Origin of the sequence: Nonomuraea sp. N2-4H, assembly GCF_045291505.1 — a bacterium.
GTDB lineage: Bacteria > Actinomycetota > Actinomycetes > Streptosporangiales > Streptosporangiaceae > Nonomuraea > Nonomuraea fastidiosa.
This window is the reverse complement of the sequence record NZ_CP147987.1, coordinates 8,426,496-8,441,466: the sequence shown is the minus strand read 5'-3', so window position 1 is coordinate 8,441,466 and position 14,971 is coordinate 8,426,496. Positions and strand designations below refer to the sequence as shown.

Sequence of the window (14,971 nt, the reverse complement as noted above, 5' to 3'; positions counted from 1 at the left end):
CTGGGATGAATCACCCGTTGGTCTCATCGGTGACGAAATTCCTGATCAGCCGGGTGACCTCGTCCGGGTGCTCGTGCAGCACCACGTGGCCGCTGTCGATCTCGGCGTACGCGCTGCCGGGGATGGCCGCGTGCAGCGCCCGGTGGTGCTCGACCGGGATCAGGTAGTCCTTGGTCGCGCCGATGACCAGGGTGGGCACGGCGATCTTCGGCAGCAGGTCCCTGACGTCCACGCGCAGGGCCAGGTCGATCTGGCGCACGGTGCCGGGCGGCGCCTCCCCCGCCATCAGGGACTTGGCGCCGACCGCGCTGACGAAGCCGGGGCTGAAGGCCACCAGCGGCCCGTACGCGGCGAAGCTCTCGGGGTCGGTGTCCGCCAGCCGCGCCCACGTACGCAGGCCCAGCACGAGCCGGGAGTCGGCGAGGTGGGTCCAGCCCGCGATCAGCACCAGCCGCCTGACCAGCTCGGGCCGCCGGGCCGCGATGGTGACCGCGACCGCCGAGCCCAGCGAGAACCCGACCAGGTCCGAAGGCCCGTCGAAGGTCGCGGCGACCTGGTCGGCGAGCAGGTCGAGCGTGAGGTCGCCGCCGGGGCCCTCGGTCCGGCCGCTGCCGGCGTAGTCGGGGGCGATGACCGTGCGGATGTCTGCGAAGCCGGGCATCAGGTGGGCCCAGTTGGTCTCCGCGTCGCCACCCGCGCCGTGCACCAGCACCAGGCCGGGCCCGCCGCCCTCCTTGCGGTAGTGGACGGTTCCTGTCTCGTGAGAGATCTGCGGCATCTCGAACAATCCTATCTTTAGTGATCGCTACAGAACATAACATAGCGATCGCTATAGAATGGCCGTATGGCCAGACGGCGGGGGTTCGACAGGGACGAGGCGCTGGAGAGCGCGTTGCGGGAGTTCTGGCGGCACGGCTACGAGGCCACCTCGGTCGCCACGCTGACGGCCGCGATGGGCATCAACCCGCCCAGCCTGTACGCCGCGTTCGGCGACAAGCACGGCCTGTTCGAGGAGGCCGTCCAGCGCTACCAGCGGACCTACGGCGCCTTCACCGCCCGCGCCCTGGCCGAGGAGCCCACCGGCCGCGAGGCCGTCGAGCGGATGCTGCGCGAGGCCGCCGACGAGTACTCCCGTCCCGACCACCCGCACGGCTGCATGATCATCAGTGCCGCCGTCAACTGCGAGTCGGCCGAGGTGACCGAGCTGCTGCGCGGGTTCAGGGAGGCGACGAAGGCGGCGATCAAGCAGCGCATCGACGGCGACGTCAGCGCGGGCCGGCTGCCGCCCGGCACCGACACCGCCGGGCTCGCCACCTTCTATGCCGCGATCATCCAGGGCATGTCCACCCAGGCCCGCGACGGCGCCACCCGCGAGGAGCTGCTCGCCATCGCCGATCGCGCCATGGCCGCCTGGCCCTCGGCAGAGACCGTCACCGCGACGTGACGCCCATGACCGCCTGGCCCCGCGGCGAGGGCGTGCCCGCGACGTGACGCCTATGAGCGCCCGGCCCCGCGGCGAGGGCGTGCCCGCGACGCGCCCCTGCGGCCAAGGCGTCAGCGCGACTTGACCGAGGCGTCTTCCGGCGCGACCGCCGGCTCCGACGCGCGCAGCCAGCGGCACCCGTACGCGTCGAGCGTCAGCCGCACCACGCCGTCGTCCGGCACCTCCACCGCCCCGTCCACCAGCAGGTCCGTCAGCCGGCAGCCCTCAAGGCCGGCCAGCCGCAGCTCCACGTCCTGCGGCGCGTCCGACAGGTTGTGCGCGACCACCACCGTGGCACCGTCGGCGTCGCAGCGGTGCGCGAGCACGGCGTCCGGGCCGCCGTCCAGCACCGTGTACTCGCCCCATGCCAGCTCGGGACACTCCCGGTAGCGCTCGATGAGGAGCTGGATCCAGCGCAGTAACGAGCCGCCGTCCCGCTTCTGCGCCGCCACGTTGACGTGCTCGGGGCCGAAGTCGCCCTTGGGCATCGCGCGTACCGGCTCGGCCCGGCCGAAACCGCCGTCCGGCGACCACTGCATGGGCGTGCGGACCGCCATCCTGCCCTCCGCCCCGAGGTCCTCCCCCATGCCGATCTCCTCGCCGTAGAAGATCACCGGGGTGCTGGGAAGTGAGAACAGCAGGCTGTAGGCCATCTTCACGCGCCGCTCGTCGCCGCCCATCATCGGCGGCAACCGGCGGCGCAGGCCACGCCCGAAGATCTGCATGTCCTCCTCGGGCCCGAACGCCGCGAAGACCTCCTGCCGCTCGCCGTCGGTGAGCTTGTCCAGCGTCAGCTCGTCGTGGTTGCGCAGGAACATCGCCCACTGGCAGTCCTTGGGCGGCTCGGGACGCGCGCGCAGCGCCTCGGCCAGCGGCCGCGCGTCGCCGCGCGCCAGCGACAGCCACGCCCGCTGCATGCCGACGAAGTCGAAGCACATGGTGAGCTGGTCGCCCAAGCCGTCGCCGAAGTACGACATCAGCTCCTCGTAGTGCAGGTTCACCTCGCCGAGCAGGATCGACCCGCCCATGCGCCGGGTCATGAACGCCCGCAGGTCCGCCAGGAACTCGTGCGGGTTCGCAAGCTGCGGGTCGACGTTCTCGATGAGGAACGGCACCGCGTCCACCCGGAAACCCGACAGCCCCAGCTCCATCCAGAACCCGAGAATGCGCGCGATCTCGTCCCTGACCTGCGGGTTGCTCACGTTGAGGTCGGGCTGGTGCCGGTAGAAGCTGTGCAGGTAGTACTGGCCGGTGCCCTCGTCGTACTCCCAGACGCTGCTCTCCTTGTCGGGGAAGACGATCTGCTCCGGGACGTCGGGCTCCGGGACGTCGTTCCAGACGTACCAGTCGCGCAGCGGCGAGTCCCGGCTCGACCGCGACTCCACGAACCACGGATGCCGGTCCGAGGTGTGGTTGACCACCAGGTCCGCGATGACGCGCAGGCCGCGGTCGTGCGCCGTGCGCATGAACTCCACGAAGTCGCCCAGCGTGCCCAGGCGGGGATCGACGGTGTAGAAATCGGTGATGTCGTAGCCGTCGTCCTGGTTGGGGGTCGGGAAGAACGGCATGAGCCACAGGCAGGTCACGCCGAGCCCCGCCAGGTAGTCGATTTGCTGGGTCAGGCCACGGAAGTCGCCCACGCCGTCGCCGTTGCCGTCCTTGAACGTCTCGACGTCCAGGCAGTAGACGACGGCGTTCTTATGCCATACGTCGCTGGTGTAAGTCAGTCGCATCCGCTTCCGCTACCCAGCTCCGCCGCCCGCATCCCCGGCTCAGTCGAGCGTTCTGATGGCGTCCTCCACGAGCCGCCAGAACGCGGGCACGTCCACGCCGGTCGCCACGTTCGCGTTCGGCGGGCGGTTCAGCTTGCCCAGCAGGTCCACGCACGTCGCGCCCGCCGTCTCCGTGCCGTGCAGCTCGACGTCCACGCGGGTGCGCACCGTCGTCACCAGGCCCGGCCTGGCCACCAGCGCCACCGCCACCGGGTCGTGCAGCGGGCCGTCCGGCATGCCCTGATCGGTCTCGTACGTGGAGTTGAAGAAGTTCAGCAGCTCCACCCCGAACGCCGCCGTCCTGTTGCCCACCGCCCCGATCCTGGCGATCACCTCGCGCGTGGCCAGGACCTGGTGGGTGACGTTCAGCCCGACCATGGTGAACGGCACCCCGGTGCCCAGCACGATCGCCACCGCCTCGGGGTCGGTCCAGGCGTTGAACTCCGCGTACGGGGTGACGTTCCCCCGCCCCGTCGAGCCGCCCATCCAGACCACCTCCTTGATCATCGGCAGGCGGTCGGGGCAGGTGCGGGCGAACATCGCCACGTTCGTCAGCGGGCCGGTCGCCACGATCGTCACCGGCTCGTCGGAGGCGTCGAGGGTGTCCCTGATCAGCTCGATGGCGGTGCGCGGGTCGGCCTCGACGGTGGGCTTCGGCAGCTCGGGGCCGCCCAGCGCGTTGTCGCCGTGGATCCATTCGGCCGGCTTCAGCAGCCGCACCATGGGGCTGTCCGCGCCCGGCGCGATCGGCACGCCCTTGATGCCCGCCAGGCTGATCACCACCCTGGCGTTGTAGGTGGTGTGGTAGAGGCGGCCGTTGCCGCCGACCGTGGTGACGGCCCGCAGGTCGATCTCGGGGTCGCCGGCCGCCAGCCAGATCGCGAAGACGTCGTCGTGCCCGGGGTCACAATCGAGGATCACCGGTGTCGGCATCGCCCCATGCTAGGCGTCCCGGCCCTGCCCGCCCAGGCGGACACGGCCGGAGTCAGCGGGTGGCGAGGGCCGCACCTCGGCCAGCGCGCTGATCAGCTCCTCGTCCTTGAACAGCACCATCGTGGCCATGTGGTCGGAGCACCGCAGCAGCCCGCCGGGCAGGACCTGTGCGCGCGCACGATGTCCGCGGGTGCACGCTTCTCGCTGGTGTCACTCGGTTGGCGATCGTCCCTCCTGCCGCCACTGTGACGTGGGCAACAGGAGGACGCTAAGCAAGTGCTTGTTTGTTATCACTTCCGAAGAAAAGCGCCGAACTCCTCCACGTCGATCAGCCCGTCGCCGTCCTTGTCCAGCTTCCGTACGCCCTCCTGCGCGGCCTCCAGCGTGACCGGCTGGCCGAGCACGTCCATCAGCCGGACCAGCTCCTCGGCCGAGATACGGCCGTCCTGGTCGGCGTCGATGAGGTGGAAAGTCGTCGCGTAGTCGCTCATGAGGGCTCGCCCTTCCGGTTGATCCGTTCGTCGGGTCAGACCTTAGTGGCGGCATGCCGCAACGCGTCGACGAATGCCATCACTTGCGGCCTGTTATCCCTTTCGCGCCAGGCGATGGCGAGTTCTCCTGGAGGCAGCCCGCTCACGGGCCGGTACGTCACCCAGGCCGGCGGTACAGCTCGGCGTTGCCCTCAGCCACCAGTACGACGCCGAGGCCGCTCGACACCGCCTCGAACACCTCCTCAGCGGTGCTCGCGGTGACGCCGATCACCGGCGGGCGGGTGCGCTGCCCGACCGCGAGCCAGAAGTCGCGCAGCGGCCCCGCCTCGGGCGGCAGCGCGATGAACGGCTCGTCGGCCAGCGCCTCGAACGGCACCTCCGCCAGATCGGCCAGCGGGTGATCGGCGGGCATGGCGACGCCGCGCCGCTCGGTGGCCAGCACGTACGCCCGCACACCCGGCGGCAGCGGCAGCCACAGGAATGCCACGTCGGACGTCCCGTCGGCCAGCCCGCCGCTGGGGTCGTCCCAGCCGACGAGCCGCAGCGACACCTCCCACCCCGGCATCACGGCGCGGAACCGGCGCAGCGCCTCCTGCTGCAGCCCACGGCCCACGGCGGTCTGCAGCCCGATGACGAGGGTGCCCGCGGACGCCGCCGCGCGTGCCTGCTCGACCCCGGCCTCCCAGCGTTCGAGCACGTCACGGGCGACCGGCAGCAGCTCGGCGCCCTGCCGGGTGAGCGTCACCCCGCTCGGCACCCGCTCGAACAGCCGGTACCCAAGCCGCCCTTCCAGCGCCCTGAGCTGCTTGGACAGCGCGGGCTGGGAGACGAAGAGCCGCTCGGCCGCGCGGGTGACGTTCAGCTCGTCGGCCACGGCCACGAAGTACCGCAGCTCGCGCAGGTGGACGTCCATAACCGATGGTTATCGCAAAGGGTCTTGGACGCGCCAGCGGCCGCGGCCGCACGATCGACGGCATGAAGACACGAACTCTCGGCGAGCTGGAGGTCCCGGCGATCGGTTACGGCGCGATGGTGCTGTCGCCGGGCATCTACGGTGAGGTGGACGACGCCCGCGGCGAGGCCGCGATCAAGGCGGCGCTCGACGCCGGCGCCACGCACGTGGACACCAGCGACGCCTACGGGCCTGACGGCCACAACGAGCGCCTCGTCGGCCGGGCGATCAAGGGGCGCAGGGACGAGGTGGTGGTCGCGACCAAGTTCGGGCTGGCGGTTCCGGAGGGCGAGCCGAGCCGCGCCCACCCCGTCGGCTACGCCTTCGGCGAGCTGCACGTGAACGCCGAGCCCCGCCTGGTGCGCCGCTACGCCGAGCGCAGCCTGCGCAACCTGGGCATCGACGCCATCGACCTGTACTACCTCCACTATCCGGACCCCGGCGTGCCCATCGAGGACACGGTGGCAGCGATGGCCGAGCTGGTGCGCGACGGGCTGGTCAGGCACATCGGCCTGTCCAACGTGACGGCGGGCCAGGTCAGGGCCGCGCACGCGGTGCATCCGGTGACGGCGGTGCAGTACGAGTGGTCGATGTGGCGGCCGATCGACGCCGAGCTGCTCGCCGCGACCCGCGAGCTGGGCGTCGGCATCGTCGCCTGGAGCCCCCTCGGCAACGGCTTCCTCACCGGCACGGTCACCGAACTGGGCGTGGACGACTTCCGCCACAACGCGCCCCGCTTCTCGGCCGAGAACCTGACGCGCAACAACGACCGCTACGCGCCCGTCAAGGACCTCGCCGCGCTGCTCGGCATCACCCCGGCCCAGCTCGCCCTGGCCTGGCTGCTGCACCAGGACGAGCACGTGGTGCCGATCCCGGGCAGCCGCACGCCGGCCCACATCGAGGAGAACCTGGCCGCCGCCGACATCACCCTGCACCCGGACACGCTGGCCAGGATCGACGAGGCGCTGTCCCGCTTCGAGGTGAGCGGCGGCACCCTCCTGTGACCCCGCCGACACGGCCTCTGAAGACGGGGGATCAGAGGCCGTCGGTGGCCAGGCGGCCCCTGACGGCGGTGGCGAGCCAGACCGAGGCGAGCGCGGCGTACGCGGCGAGCAGCGCCACGGCGGGCCACCCGAAGACCACCCCCGCGGCCGCGGCCAGGGCGAGCAGCCCGGTCCAGCCGTACAGGACGGCTCTGCGGCGGGGCGCGCCGGTGTGCGCGGCCTCCTGCGCGGGGGTGACGAGCGCCATGACGGCCACGCCCGCGGTGCTCAGCGCGTCCTGGCCGACCGCGATGCCTGTGCCGAGCAGGGCCGCGCCCGCCGCGACCAGCAGCAGGCAGGCCGCCGCGACCCGGGCGGGCGCGCCTTCGAACAGCAGCCGGGTGGACGTGCCGATGGCCAGCCGCAGCGTGGTCCACGCCTCGGCCACCCACGCCACCCAGTGCAGCAGCGCGAGCACGATGAAGACCGCGATGAGCGGCGGCGCGACGGGCAGCAGGAAGATCAGCCGCCACCCGCCGGGGAACCTGCCGCGCAGCCGCGACAGCCACCGGTAGATCGGGTTGCGCTGCTTGAGCGCCACCACCAGCAGGTCGCCGGCCGCGCCGTAGCCGGGGTCGAGGCGCAGCACCTCGCGGAAGGAGTCGGCGGCCTGCCGCGCGTCGCCGAGGCGCAGCGCCACCCGCCCGTAGACGAAGTGCGCGGCGGGGCTCTCGGGGTCGAGCCGTACGGCGTGCGCGGCGGCGGCCCGCGCCGGCTCGGCCTCGCCCGCGTTGGCGTGGGCCAGCGCCAGCAGGCTCACCAGGTCGGTGTCCTCGGGATCGATGGACAGCCCCTGCCGGGCCGCGCCCGCCATGAGCGGCCACTCGCCTTTGAGCATGTGGACGCGTGACAGCACCTCCCAGGCGGGCGCGTACTGCGGTTCGAGGTCGAGGGCCGCGCGTACGGCGGCCATGGCCCTGTCGAGGTCGCGGGCGCGCAGGAACACCTGGGCGGCGGCGTAGTGGGTGAACCACTGGTCGGGCGCGAGGCGTACGGCCTCCTCCGCCTCCGACACCGCCTCGGCGACCTTGCGCTGCTCGATGAGGGCGAGCCCGAGCAGGGCGTGGCCGGAGATGTGCTGTGGCTCCTGTGCCAGCAGGCCGCGCAGCTCCCGCTCGGCGTCGGCCGGGCGGCGCATCTGCAGGAGCGTGCGCGCCCGCTCGACGGGGTCGCCGACCTTCACCACTTGCCCTTGACCCAGGGCATGAGCTCGTCCCAGGCGCCTGAGTCGTTGGCGTGCATGACGTAGTTGCGGGCGGTGGCCATCCATTCGCGTACGGCCGTCGGGCGCACGGTCTTGGCCGCCGCGAGCAGGTCGGCGGTGGTCAGCGGGATCGGGCGGCCCGCACTGATCGACTGCTGGAGCTTGGCCTCGACGGCGCGGTCCACCAGGCCCTTGAGGTCGGCGCCGACGAAGTGCTCGGTCACCTTGGCCACGGCGTCGAAGTCCATCTCGGCGAGCGGCTTGTCGCGGCACAGGATGCGCAGGATGGCGGCGCGCGCGGCGGCGTCCGGCGGCGGCACGAACACCGGCTGGTCGAGCCGGCCGGGGCGGCGGAAGGCGGCGTCCACGTACCAGGGGGCGTTGGTGGCGGCCAGCACCAGGACGCCCTCGTTGGCGTTCTGGTCCACGCCGTCCAGCTCGGCGAGGAACTGGTTGACGAGCTGCCTGGTGTGCGCCTGGCGCATGTCGGAGCGGCGGGCGGCGAGCGCGTCCACCTCGTCGAAGAAGAGCACGCACGGGCGGTTGCGGCGGGCCATGTCGAAGGTGGCGTGCAGGTTGCGCTCGCTCGACCCGATGTACATGTCGAGGATGTCGGCGAGGCCGACGTTGATGAACGCCGCGCCGAGCTCGCCGGCGGCCGCCCTGGCGAGGTGGGTCTTGCCCGCGCCCGGCGGGCCGTACAGCAGGACGCCGCCGCCCGCGCGCTTGCCGAACGCGGCGAACAGGTCCGGCTGCTGGATCGGCAGCAGCAGCTTGATGCGCAGCGCCTCCTTGACCGACTCCATGCCGGCCACGTCGGCGAACGTCAGCCCGGCCTGCTGCACCTCGGCGTTGCTCTCGGGCTCGGGCGGCGAGCCCGGCCGCGGGTTGACCATGGGCTGCCCGTACGAGGCCGCGGGGGTCGCGGTGAACGCCGTGGCGGGCCCGTTCGGCGTCTGGGCGACGGGCTGGGGGGCGGCGTACGGCGGGGTCTGCGGCTGGGCGGAAGGCTGGGCGGAAGGCTGGGGCTGCGGCGGGGTTTGAGGCTGCGACGGCGGGTTCAGCCGGGCGGCGAACTCGGGGTCGGCGAGCGAAGGGTCCCTGGAGATCGCCTCGAAGTACCGGTACGCGGCCCGCGCAAGGTCGCCCTCGCCCGCCAGCGCCCTGGCCGCGAGCACCCCGATCTCGGGCGGGTAGCCGGGCTCGGCGAGCAGCGGTTCGAGCGCGGCCAGCGCCTCGCCGTACGCGCTCTGCCTGACGAACGCCTCCGCCAGCCCGGCGATGATCTCCGGGTTGCCGGGCGAGAGCACGAGCGCCGCCCTGAACTCGGCCTCGGCGTCGGCGAGGTAGCCCTTGGCCAGGAGCTGCCCGGCGAGGTGCTGGCGAAGTGGCAGGTTGTCCGGGGACAGGCGGGCCGCCTCGCGGAGCGCCTGCAGGCCGGCGTCGTCGGGCACGTGCCGTTCCCTTCTGTCGCAGGTTGTCGGGACTCTTTCGCAGCTACGCAAGATACCGAACCACTGCCTACCGGACTTATCGGACGACCGAAACGGCACACGAAGGCAGGCGCCCCGGCCGTACAGGACCCCCTCATGACGAAGGCCGGGCGCCCCGGCGGAGGAGCGCCCGGCCTCGGCGAAGCCGGTGACAGCGGCGGAAGCGTCAGGCGGCGTGCAGGTAGACCTGGCCGAACACCTCGGACAGGTGCTTCAGGTCGGTGGCCGGGTCCACCTCGGGGTTGGCCGGGTCGTAGAGGGTGGCGAGGCGGGGCCGGATGGAGCCGAGCTTCTTGAGCTGCTCCCAGGTGTCGCTGGCCTGCCACTTCTCGCCGTAGACCCGGTTGACCTCGCCGCTAGCGTCCTGCCAGCGGGTCCACAGGGTGACGGTCTGGGCGGCGGCGTCCTGCAGCGGGGCGGCGACGCGCTCGGAGATGGCCTGGGTGAGCTGCTCGCCGGTGAGCTGGGTGCCGGCGAAGGTGGCGTCCTCGGCGGCGATCTGGGCGTAGGCGTCCCAGGCGCGGGCGCGGACCTGGATCCACTGGTTGCGCTGGGCCTCCTTGGCGTCGATCTGCCAGGCGGCGTACAGGGTGGCGAGGTGGCCGTCGTCCAGGGCGAGCTGGTCGATGTAGCCCTTGCTCAGCCAGGCGCCGATGCGCTCGGGGTCGAGCAGCGGGTACTTCTCGGTCATCGCGGCCTTGCAGGCGTCGTTGGCGCCGCAGCCGAACAGCGGGACCACGGTGTGCGCCGACAGCTTCTTGCCCGGCAGCACCTTGCGCAGCGCGGTCGCGGTCTGGCTGACGAACGCGTCCAGCTCCTCGGCGGTGCTGAAGGTCTGGTTGTAGCCGAGCTGCGAGGTGAACCTGACGCCCACGACGCCGGGCTGCGCGGCGACCAGCGCGGCCACTTTCTTGACGGCCTCGTCGAGCTTGCCCGCCTTGTAGTCGTCGGCGAGCTCGGTGTCGATCCAGACGCGCATCGGGGTCTGGGCGGCGGCCTGCGCGGCCCGGCCGGCCGGGGTGGCCTTGGCGGCGCTCTTCTCCGCGGCGGTGACGCCCGTCGGGTCGATGTAGCACTCCTCGCCGTTCTGGCACTCGGGGGTGCCGCCGTCCTCGGCGCCCGGCACGTCGGGGTCGCCGATGTCGTGCATCTCGCCGTCGCCCTCACCGCCGGTCGGGCACTCGGTGCCCGGCTCCTGGCAGTCGATGGTGATCCGGTCGAGCGGGCCGGAGTCGATCATGTTCTGGCCGTCGTCGTCGAGCCAGAACCTGGCGATGTCGGCGGCCTCGTCGGGCTTGGCCAGCCAGGTGCAGACGACGAACGCCGGAGTGTCGGCGGCCATCAGGTCGTTGCAGTTGCGGTCGCCGTCCTCCGACCACGCGGGAACGCCGATGCCGAGGAGGGAGAGGGTGAGCCCGATGATGAGGACCTGCCGTAGCCGCCGTCTCATGGCACCTTTACTTCCAGGGGGTGATCGTTGGCATATCGCACACTATCGGGATGATCACCATCGTTCAATGAGATCAGTAACGTTTTTCACCCATTTCTCCACGGGCTGTAGCCATCGCTGTCGACGCCGTGCACCGGCCATTCATCCACCCGCCGCCGCCCGGCTCACCTGCGCGTTCACCGCCTGACCCGCACCCCGGAATATGTTCGCGACAACGCCCCGCCCACTGAGACACAATGACGGGGTTTGGCATCTTTCAGGGGGTCGGGCGTATGCGTTCCTATCTTGGCGATCTCGGGCTGCTTCGGGACCGCCGCTTCGCCCTGCTGCTGTCCGCGCGCACCATCTCCATGCTGGGCAGCGCGTTCGCCCCTGTGGCGCTGGCGTTCGGCGTGCTCAACCTGCCCGGCGCCACCGCCTCGACCCTGTCGGTGGTGCTCGCCGCCCAGTCGGTGCCCCTGATCGCGTTCATGCTGGTCGGCGGCGTGATCGCGGACCGCATGCCGCGCCAGCGGGTGATGATGGCCGGAGAGCTGCTGATGGCCGCCGGGTACGCCGGGCTGGCGCTCATGCTGCTGATCGGCTGGACCCCGCTGCCCGCGCTGGCCGCGGCGGCGGCCCTGACCGGGGTGGCCAGCTCGGTCGTGTATCCCGCGCTGACCGGGATCATCCCCGAGGTCGTCCCTGCCGACCGGCTGCAGACCGGCAACGCGCTGCTCGGCCTGGGCGCCAACTCCTCCCGGGTGGCCGGCGCGGTGCTCGGCGGCGGCACGGTCGTGCTGTTCGGCGGCGGCTGGGCGCTCGCGGTCAGCGCCGCGATGTTCGCCGTGGCCGCCGCGATGATCGCCAACCTGCGGCTCAAGCCCGGCGAGCGCGCGCACCAGGAGGCCCACTCGGTGCTCGCCGACCTGCGCGAGGGCTGGCGCGAGTTCCGCTCCCGCCAGTGGATCTGGGTGGTGGTCGCGCAGTTCTCGCTGCTGGTCATGGCGGTGCAGGCCGGGCACGGCGTGCTCGGGCCGCTGATGGCCAAGGAGTCGCTCGGCGGGCCCGCCGCCTGGTCGGCGTTCCTCACCGGCGAAGCCGTGGGGACGATCGCCGGGGTGCTGGTGTCGCTGCGGCTGCGCCCGCGCAGGCCCATCCTGGTCGCGGTGCTGCTGTGCCTGCCGCCCGCGCTGCCGTACGTGGTGCTCGGGGTCGGCGCGCCGCTCTGGGCGATCGTGGGCTCGGCGTTCGTGCTCGGCGTCTGCTTCGACGTCTTCGGCGTGCTCTGGCAGACCACGATGCAGCGCGAGGTGCCGCCCGAGTCACTGTCGCGGGTCAGCTCGTACGACGTGCTCGGCTCGCTGATGTTCGGCCCCGTCGGGCTGCTGCTTGCCGGCCGGCGGCGACGTTCATCGGCACCAGGGAGTCGCTGCTCGGCTGCGCGGCCATCATCGTGATCTCCACGCTGGCCGCGCTGCTCTCCCCCGGCGTGCGCAACCTGCGCGCGCCCCGTCCGGAGCCGCGCGCCGCCGCACAGCCCGACGCGAGCCCGCTGTGAGCTACCAGGTCTGACCGCTGGTGCGCAGGCCCCGGCTGGGGGTGCGCGGGTGGTCGCCGAAGCGCGGCTCCGGCTCGTACGCGCCGTCGAGCACGCCCGCCACGTAACCGGCCCAGGCGGGGCCGTGCTTGAAGCCGTGCCCGGAGTCGCCGCCCAGCACCCACACGCCGGGCGAGATCTCGGTCAGCAGCCACTCGGCGTCGGGCGTCAGCGCGTACTGGCAGACCTGGCTGAACAACACCGGCGCGTCGGCGAGGCCGGGGAAGCGGCGGCGCAGGTAGCCGCGCGCCTGCTCGACGCTGTCAGGGTCCACGGCGCGCGAGCCGTGCTCGGGCTCATACGGCGGCCCCTCGGCGTCGGACGTGGCCTTCATACCGGTCCCGTCCACGTCGCCGTGGCCGTAGGCGGACGCGCCGTGGTCCACCCAGGCCGGCGTCTCGGGCAGCGACCACGCGGACGGGACGGCGAAGTGCAGGGTGTCCTGCTTGGTCACGGTGATCGGCAGGCCGTCGAAGAGCCTGGGCAGCCACGCGCCGCACGCCCAGACCACCCGGTCGGCGTGGTGCGTCTCGCCGTCGATCTCGACCGCGCTCCGGTACCGCGTACCGTCGCCGGGGACCGGCGTCGCCCTGCCTCTGACCAGCCGCACGCCCGCGTCCTTGGCGAGCGCGGCGGTGACCTGGGTGGCCCGCCTGGCCCGCAGCACGCCGGCGCTGGGCTCCCAGAGCAGGAAGCTGAGGTCGTCGCCGCGGAACTCGGGGAAGAAGCGGCCGCCGTCGCTCGGGTCCAGCACCTCACACCCGATGTCCAGATTTTTCAGTACTTGGGCGCTGGCGTGCTCCCACCCGTCGGGCGTCCTGGCGAACCACACCATGCCCGCCTCGATGTACAGCTCCTCGCCCGCGCGCTCGCTCAGCCGCAGCCAGCCCTCCCTGGCCTGCCATGCGAGGCGGGCGTACCAGTCGTCGGACCCGTGCGAGCAGCGCAGCAGCCGGGTCTCACCCGCGCTGGACTGCCGTACGTGTCCTGGTTTGTGCTGCTCGACCAGCGTCACCTGCCAGCCGGTTTCGGCCAGCCGCAACGCCAAAGACGTCCCCCAAATACCGGCTCCAACCACAATGACCGATTTCATGCCTCCACGGTGACCACAAAACCGGGCCGCCGCAAGAGCGATCAGGACAGCGGTCGGAACAGCGGTCGGAACAGCGGTCGGACAGCTATCAGACGACGATGAGCCGGACGACCACGCCCGCGCAGTTGCCGGCCACGCAGATGCGCACCGGCACCTCGGAGATGCCGGGCTTGACCGGGACGCCGCCCACGTGGCCGTCGGGGCCGATGCTGACCCCGGCGGGCACCTTGTCGTGGTCGGTGACGGTGAACGTGGGCATCACGCCGCTCGGGCCGCCGTTGATGCCGATCTCGCCGTCGAGCGGCGTGCCGACCCGTCCTGGGAAGGTCAGCTCGCGCGGCTCCCACGGCTCGTACGACAGCACCACCAGCGTCAGCTCCTGCTCCTTGCACGAGCCTGCCGAGCAGACGCGTACGGGGGCGCTGTAGGTGCCGGGATGCTCGGGCCTGCCGTAGAGGCGGCCTTCGCCGTCGACGCGCAGCCCGGAGGCGAGGTAGGCGGGCGTGAACGTGACGCCCTTGTCCCTGGGCAGCAGCCGCTGGCTGACCTCGATGCCCTGGGTGACGTAGAAGGTGTCCTCGACCAGGCTGTCGCTTTGGGGGGTGGCGAGCGAGGCCTGGTGGACGAGGCTCGCGGTGAGCGGCGGCACGGCAGGCGACAACGCGCACACCGCCAGCCCGGCGAGCAACAGAACCCACCCAAAGCGCATCTTTCAACCCCCCGGCTCGTCCCCTGCCCTTACGTACCCCTCCAGCAGCGCAGCGTCACCACGACCTGCGGCCGGCTGGATAATCGGTCGCATGGCCGCAGAATCCGCTCAGACCCTCGAACGCGGGCTCCGCCTGCTGCGCCTGCTCGCCGACGGCAAGGGCGGGCGCACGCCGACCGAGCTGAGCGGCGAGCTGTCGCTGAGCAGGCCCGTGGTCTACCGGCTGCTGACGACGCTGCTGGCCGAGGGCTTCGTACGCAGGGACGCCGAGGGGCGGGTGCACCTCGGGTTCGGGGTGCTCGCGCTGGCCCAGGCCGTGCAGCCGCTGCTGCGCGCGGCGGCCACGCCGACGCTGCGGCGGCTGGCCGAGGAGGTGGGCGCGACCGCGCACCTGACGGTGGCCGAGGGCGACGACGGGCTGGCCGTGGCGGTGGTCGAGCCGTCGTGGACCGACATGCACGTGGCCTACCGCGAGGGTTCGCGCCATCCGCTCACCAAAGGCGCGGCGGGGCGGGCGATCCTGGCGCTGCGCGACGGCCGGCACGACCACCGCGATTACTTCGTCACGGAGGGGCAGTTGCAGGAAGGGGCACGTGGCGTCGCCGCGCCCGTCACCGGGTTGCCGTGGCTGGAGGCGTCGGTCGGCGTGGTGACGTTCGGGCCCTTGGGGGAGTCCACGGGGCCGCGCGTGGTGGCGGCGGCAGCCGAGCTGGCCGCGGAGCTGACCGCCGGGCTCGGTTGACATCTCCCGGCCGATGACGGACGGTTG

14 protein-coding genes are annotated in these 14,971 nt (G+C 72.2%); 4 read left to right on the top strand and 10 right to left on the bottom strand.

Going from position 1 to position 14,971, the window contains the following annotated elements:
• Positions 1-10: 10 nt before the first annotated feature.
• The gene (locus WBK31_RS39135; protein WP_406674035.1) at positions 11-778 is read right to left on the bottom strand and encodes an alpha/beta fold hydrolase; all 768 of its coding nucleotides are present in this window, start codon (positions 776-778) and stop codon (positions 11-13) included.
• Between the two features lie 66 nt (positions 779-844).
• Here WBK31_RS39135 and WBK31_RS39130 point away from each other — a divergent pair, with 66 nt between their 5' ends.
• Positions 845-1,444 (top strand): TetR/AcrR family transcriptional regulator, encoded by a 600-nt coding sequence (locus tag WBK31_RS39130; protein ID WP_406674034.1) that lies wholly within the window; start codon positions 845-847, stop codon positions 1,442-1,444.
• A 110-nt stretch (positions 1,445-1,554) separates the two neighbouring features.
• On the opposite strand, the gene WBK31_RS39125 is transcribed toward WBK31_RS39130, so the two are convergent.
• The 4 genes from WBK31_RS39125 to WBK31_RS39110 all read right to left on the bottom strand — a co-directional run bounded on the left by WBK31_RS39125 (position 1,555) and on the right by WBK31_RS39110 (position 5,592).
• Positions 1,555-3,216, bottom strand: coding sequence for an alpha-amylase family protein (locus WBK31_RS39125; RefSeq protein WP_378785449.1), 1,662 nt, complete (start codon positions 3,214-3,216; stop codon positions 1,555-1,557).
• Positions 3,217-3,255: 39 nt separating this feature from the next.
• The gene (locus WBK31_RS39120; RefSeq protein WP_364068200.1) at positions 3,256-4,188 is read right to left on the bottom strand and encodes a nucleoside hydrolase; all 933 of its coding nucleotides are present in this window, start codon (positions 4,186-4,188) and stop codon (positions 3,256-3,258) included.
• Positions 4,189-4,478: 290 nt separating this feature from the next.
• Entirely contained in the window at positions 4,479-4,679 is a 201-nt protein-coding gene (locus WBK31_RS39115) for an EF-hand domain-containing protein (RefSeq protein WP_364068202.1), read from the bottom strand.
• Between the two features lie 157 nt (positions 4,680-4,836).
• Complete coding sequence (locus tag WBK31_RS39110) at positions 4,837-5,592, bottom strand: LysR family transcriptional regulator (RefSeq protein ID WP_406674033.1); 756 nt, start codon at positions 5,590-5,592, stop codon at positions 4,837-4,839.
• A 62-nt stretch (positions 5,593-5,654) separates the two neighbouring features.
• Between WBK31_RS39110 and WBK31_RS39105 the strand changes: the two genes are divergently transcribed.
• Positions 5,655-6,635, top strand: a complete 981-nt coding sequence (locus WBK31_RS39105) for an aldo/keto reductase (RefSeq protein ID WP_364068206.1) — start codon at positions 5,655-5,657, stop codon at positions 6,633-6,635.
• A 31-nt stretch (positions 6,636-6,666) separates the two neighbouring features.
• Here WBK31_RS39105 and WBK31_RS39100 read toward each other — a convergent pair whose 3' ends face one another.
• From WBK31_RS39100 to WBK31_RS39090, 3 genes are all read right to left on the bottom strand, one after another.
• Positions 6,667-7,857, bottom strand: coding sequence for a tetratricopeptide repeat protein (locus WBK31_RS39100; RefSeq protein WP_406674032.1), 1,191 nt, complete (start codon positions 7,855-7,857; stop codon positions 6,667-6,669).
• Positions 7,854-9,332: an AAA family ATPase gene (locus WBK31_RS39095; protein ID WP_406674031.1), complete on the bottom strand. Its 1,479-nt coding sequence runs from the start codon at positions 9,330-9,332 to the stop codon at positions 7,854-7,856. The genes WBK31_RS39100 and WBK31_RS39095 overlap by 4 nt, the downstream gene beginning before the upstream one ends.
• A gap of 205 nt (positions 9,333-9,537) precedes the next feature.
• Positions 9,538-10,821, bottom strand: coding sequence for a hypothetical protein (locus WBK31_RS39090; RefSeq protein WP_364068211.1), 1,284 nt, complete (start codon positions 10,819-10,821; stop codon positions 9,538-9,540).
• 272 nt (positions 10,822-11,093) lie between these two features.
• On the opposite strand from WBK31_RS39090, the gene WBK31_RS39085 reads away from it, so the two are divergent.
• Positions 11,094-12,260 carry an MFS transporter gene (locus WBK31_RS39085; RefSeq protein ID WP_406674030.1) on the top strand — a complete coding sequence of 389 codons (1,167 nt, stop codon included), beginning with the start codon at positions 11,094-11,096 and terminating at the stop codon, positions 12,258-12,260.
• A gap of 102 nt (positions 12,261-12,362) precedes the next feature.
• Here the strand turns inward: WBK31_RS39085 and WBK31_RS39080 are convergent, their stop codons facing one another.
• Both WBK31_RS39080 and WBK31_RS39075 read right to left on the bottom strand, forming a co-directional pair.
• Entirely contained in the window at positions 12,363-13,493 is a 1,131-nt protein-coding gene (locus tag WBK31_RS39080; RefSeq protein ID WP_364068215.1) for an FAD-dependent oxidoreductase, read from the bottom strand.
• Between the two features lie 88 nt (positions 13,494-13,581).
• A complete protein-coding gene (locus tag WBK31_RS39075; RefSeq protein WP_364068217.1) occupies positions 13,582-14,202 on the bottom strand; it encodes a hypothetical protein in 621 nt (206 codons plus the stop codon).
• 91 nt (positions 14,203-14,293) lie between these two features.
• On the opposite strand from WBK31_RS39075, the gene WBK31_RS39070 reads away from it, so the two are divergent.
• Entirely contained in the window at positions 14,294-14,944 is a 651-nt protein-coding gene (locus WBK31_RS39070) for a helix-turn-helix domain-containing protein (protein ID WP_364068219.1), read from the top strand.
• The last annotated feature ends 27 nt before the right edge of the window (positions 14,945-14,971 follow it).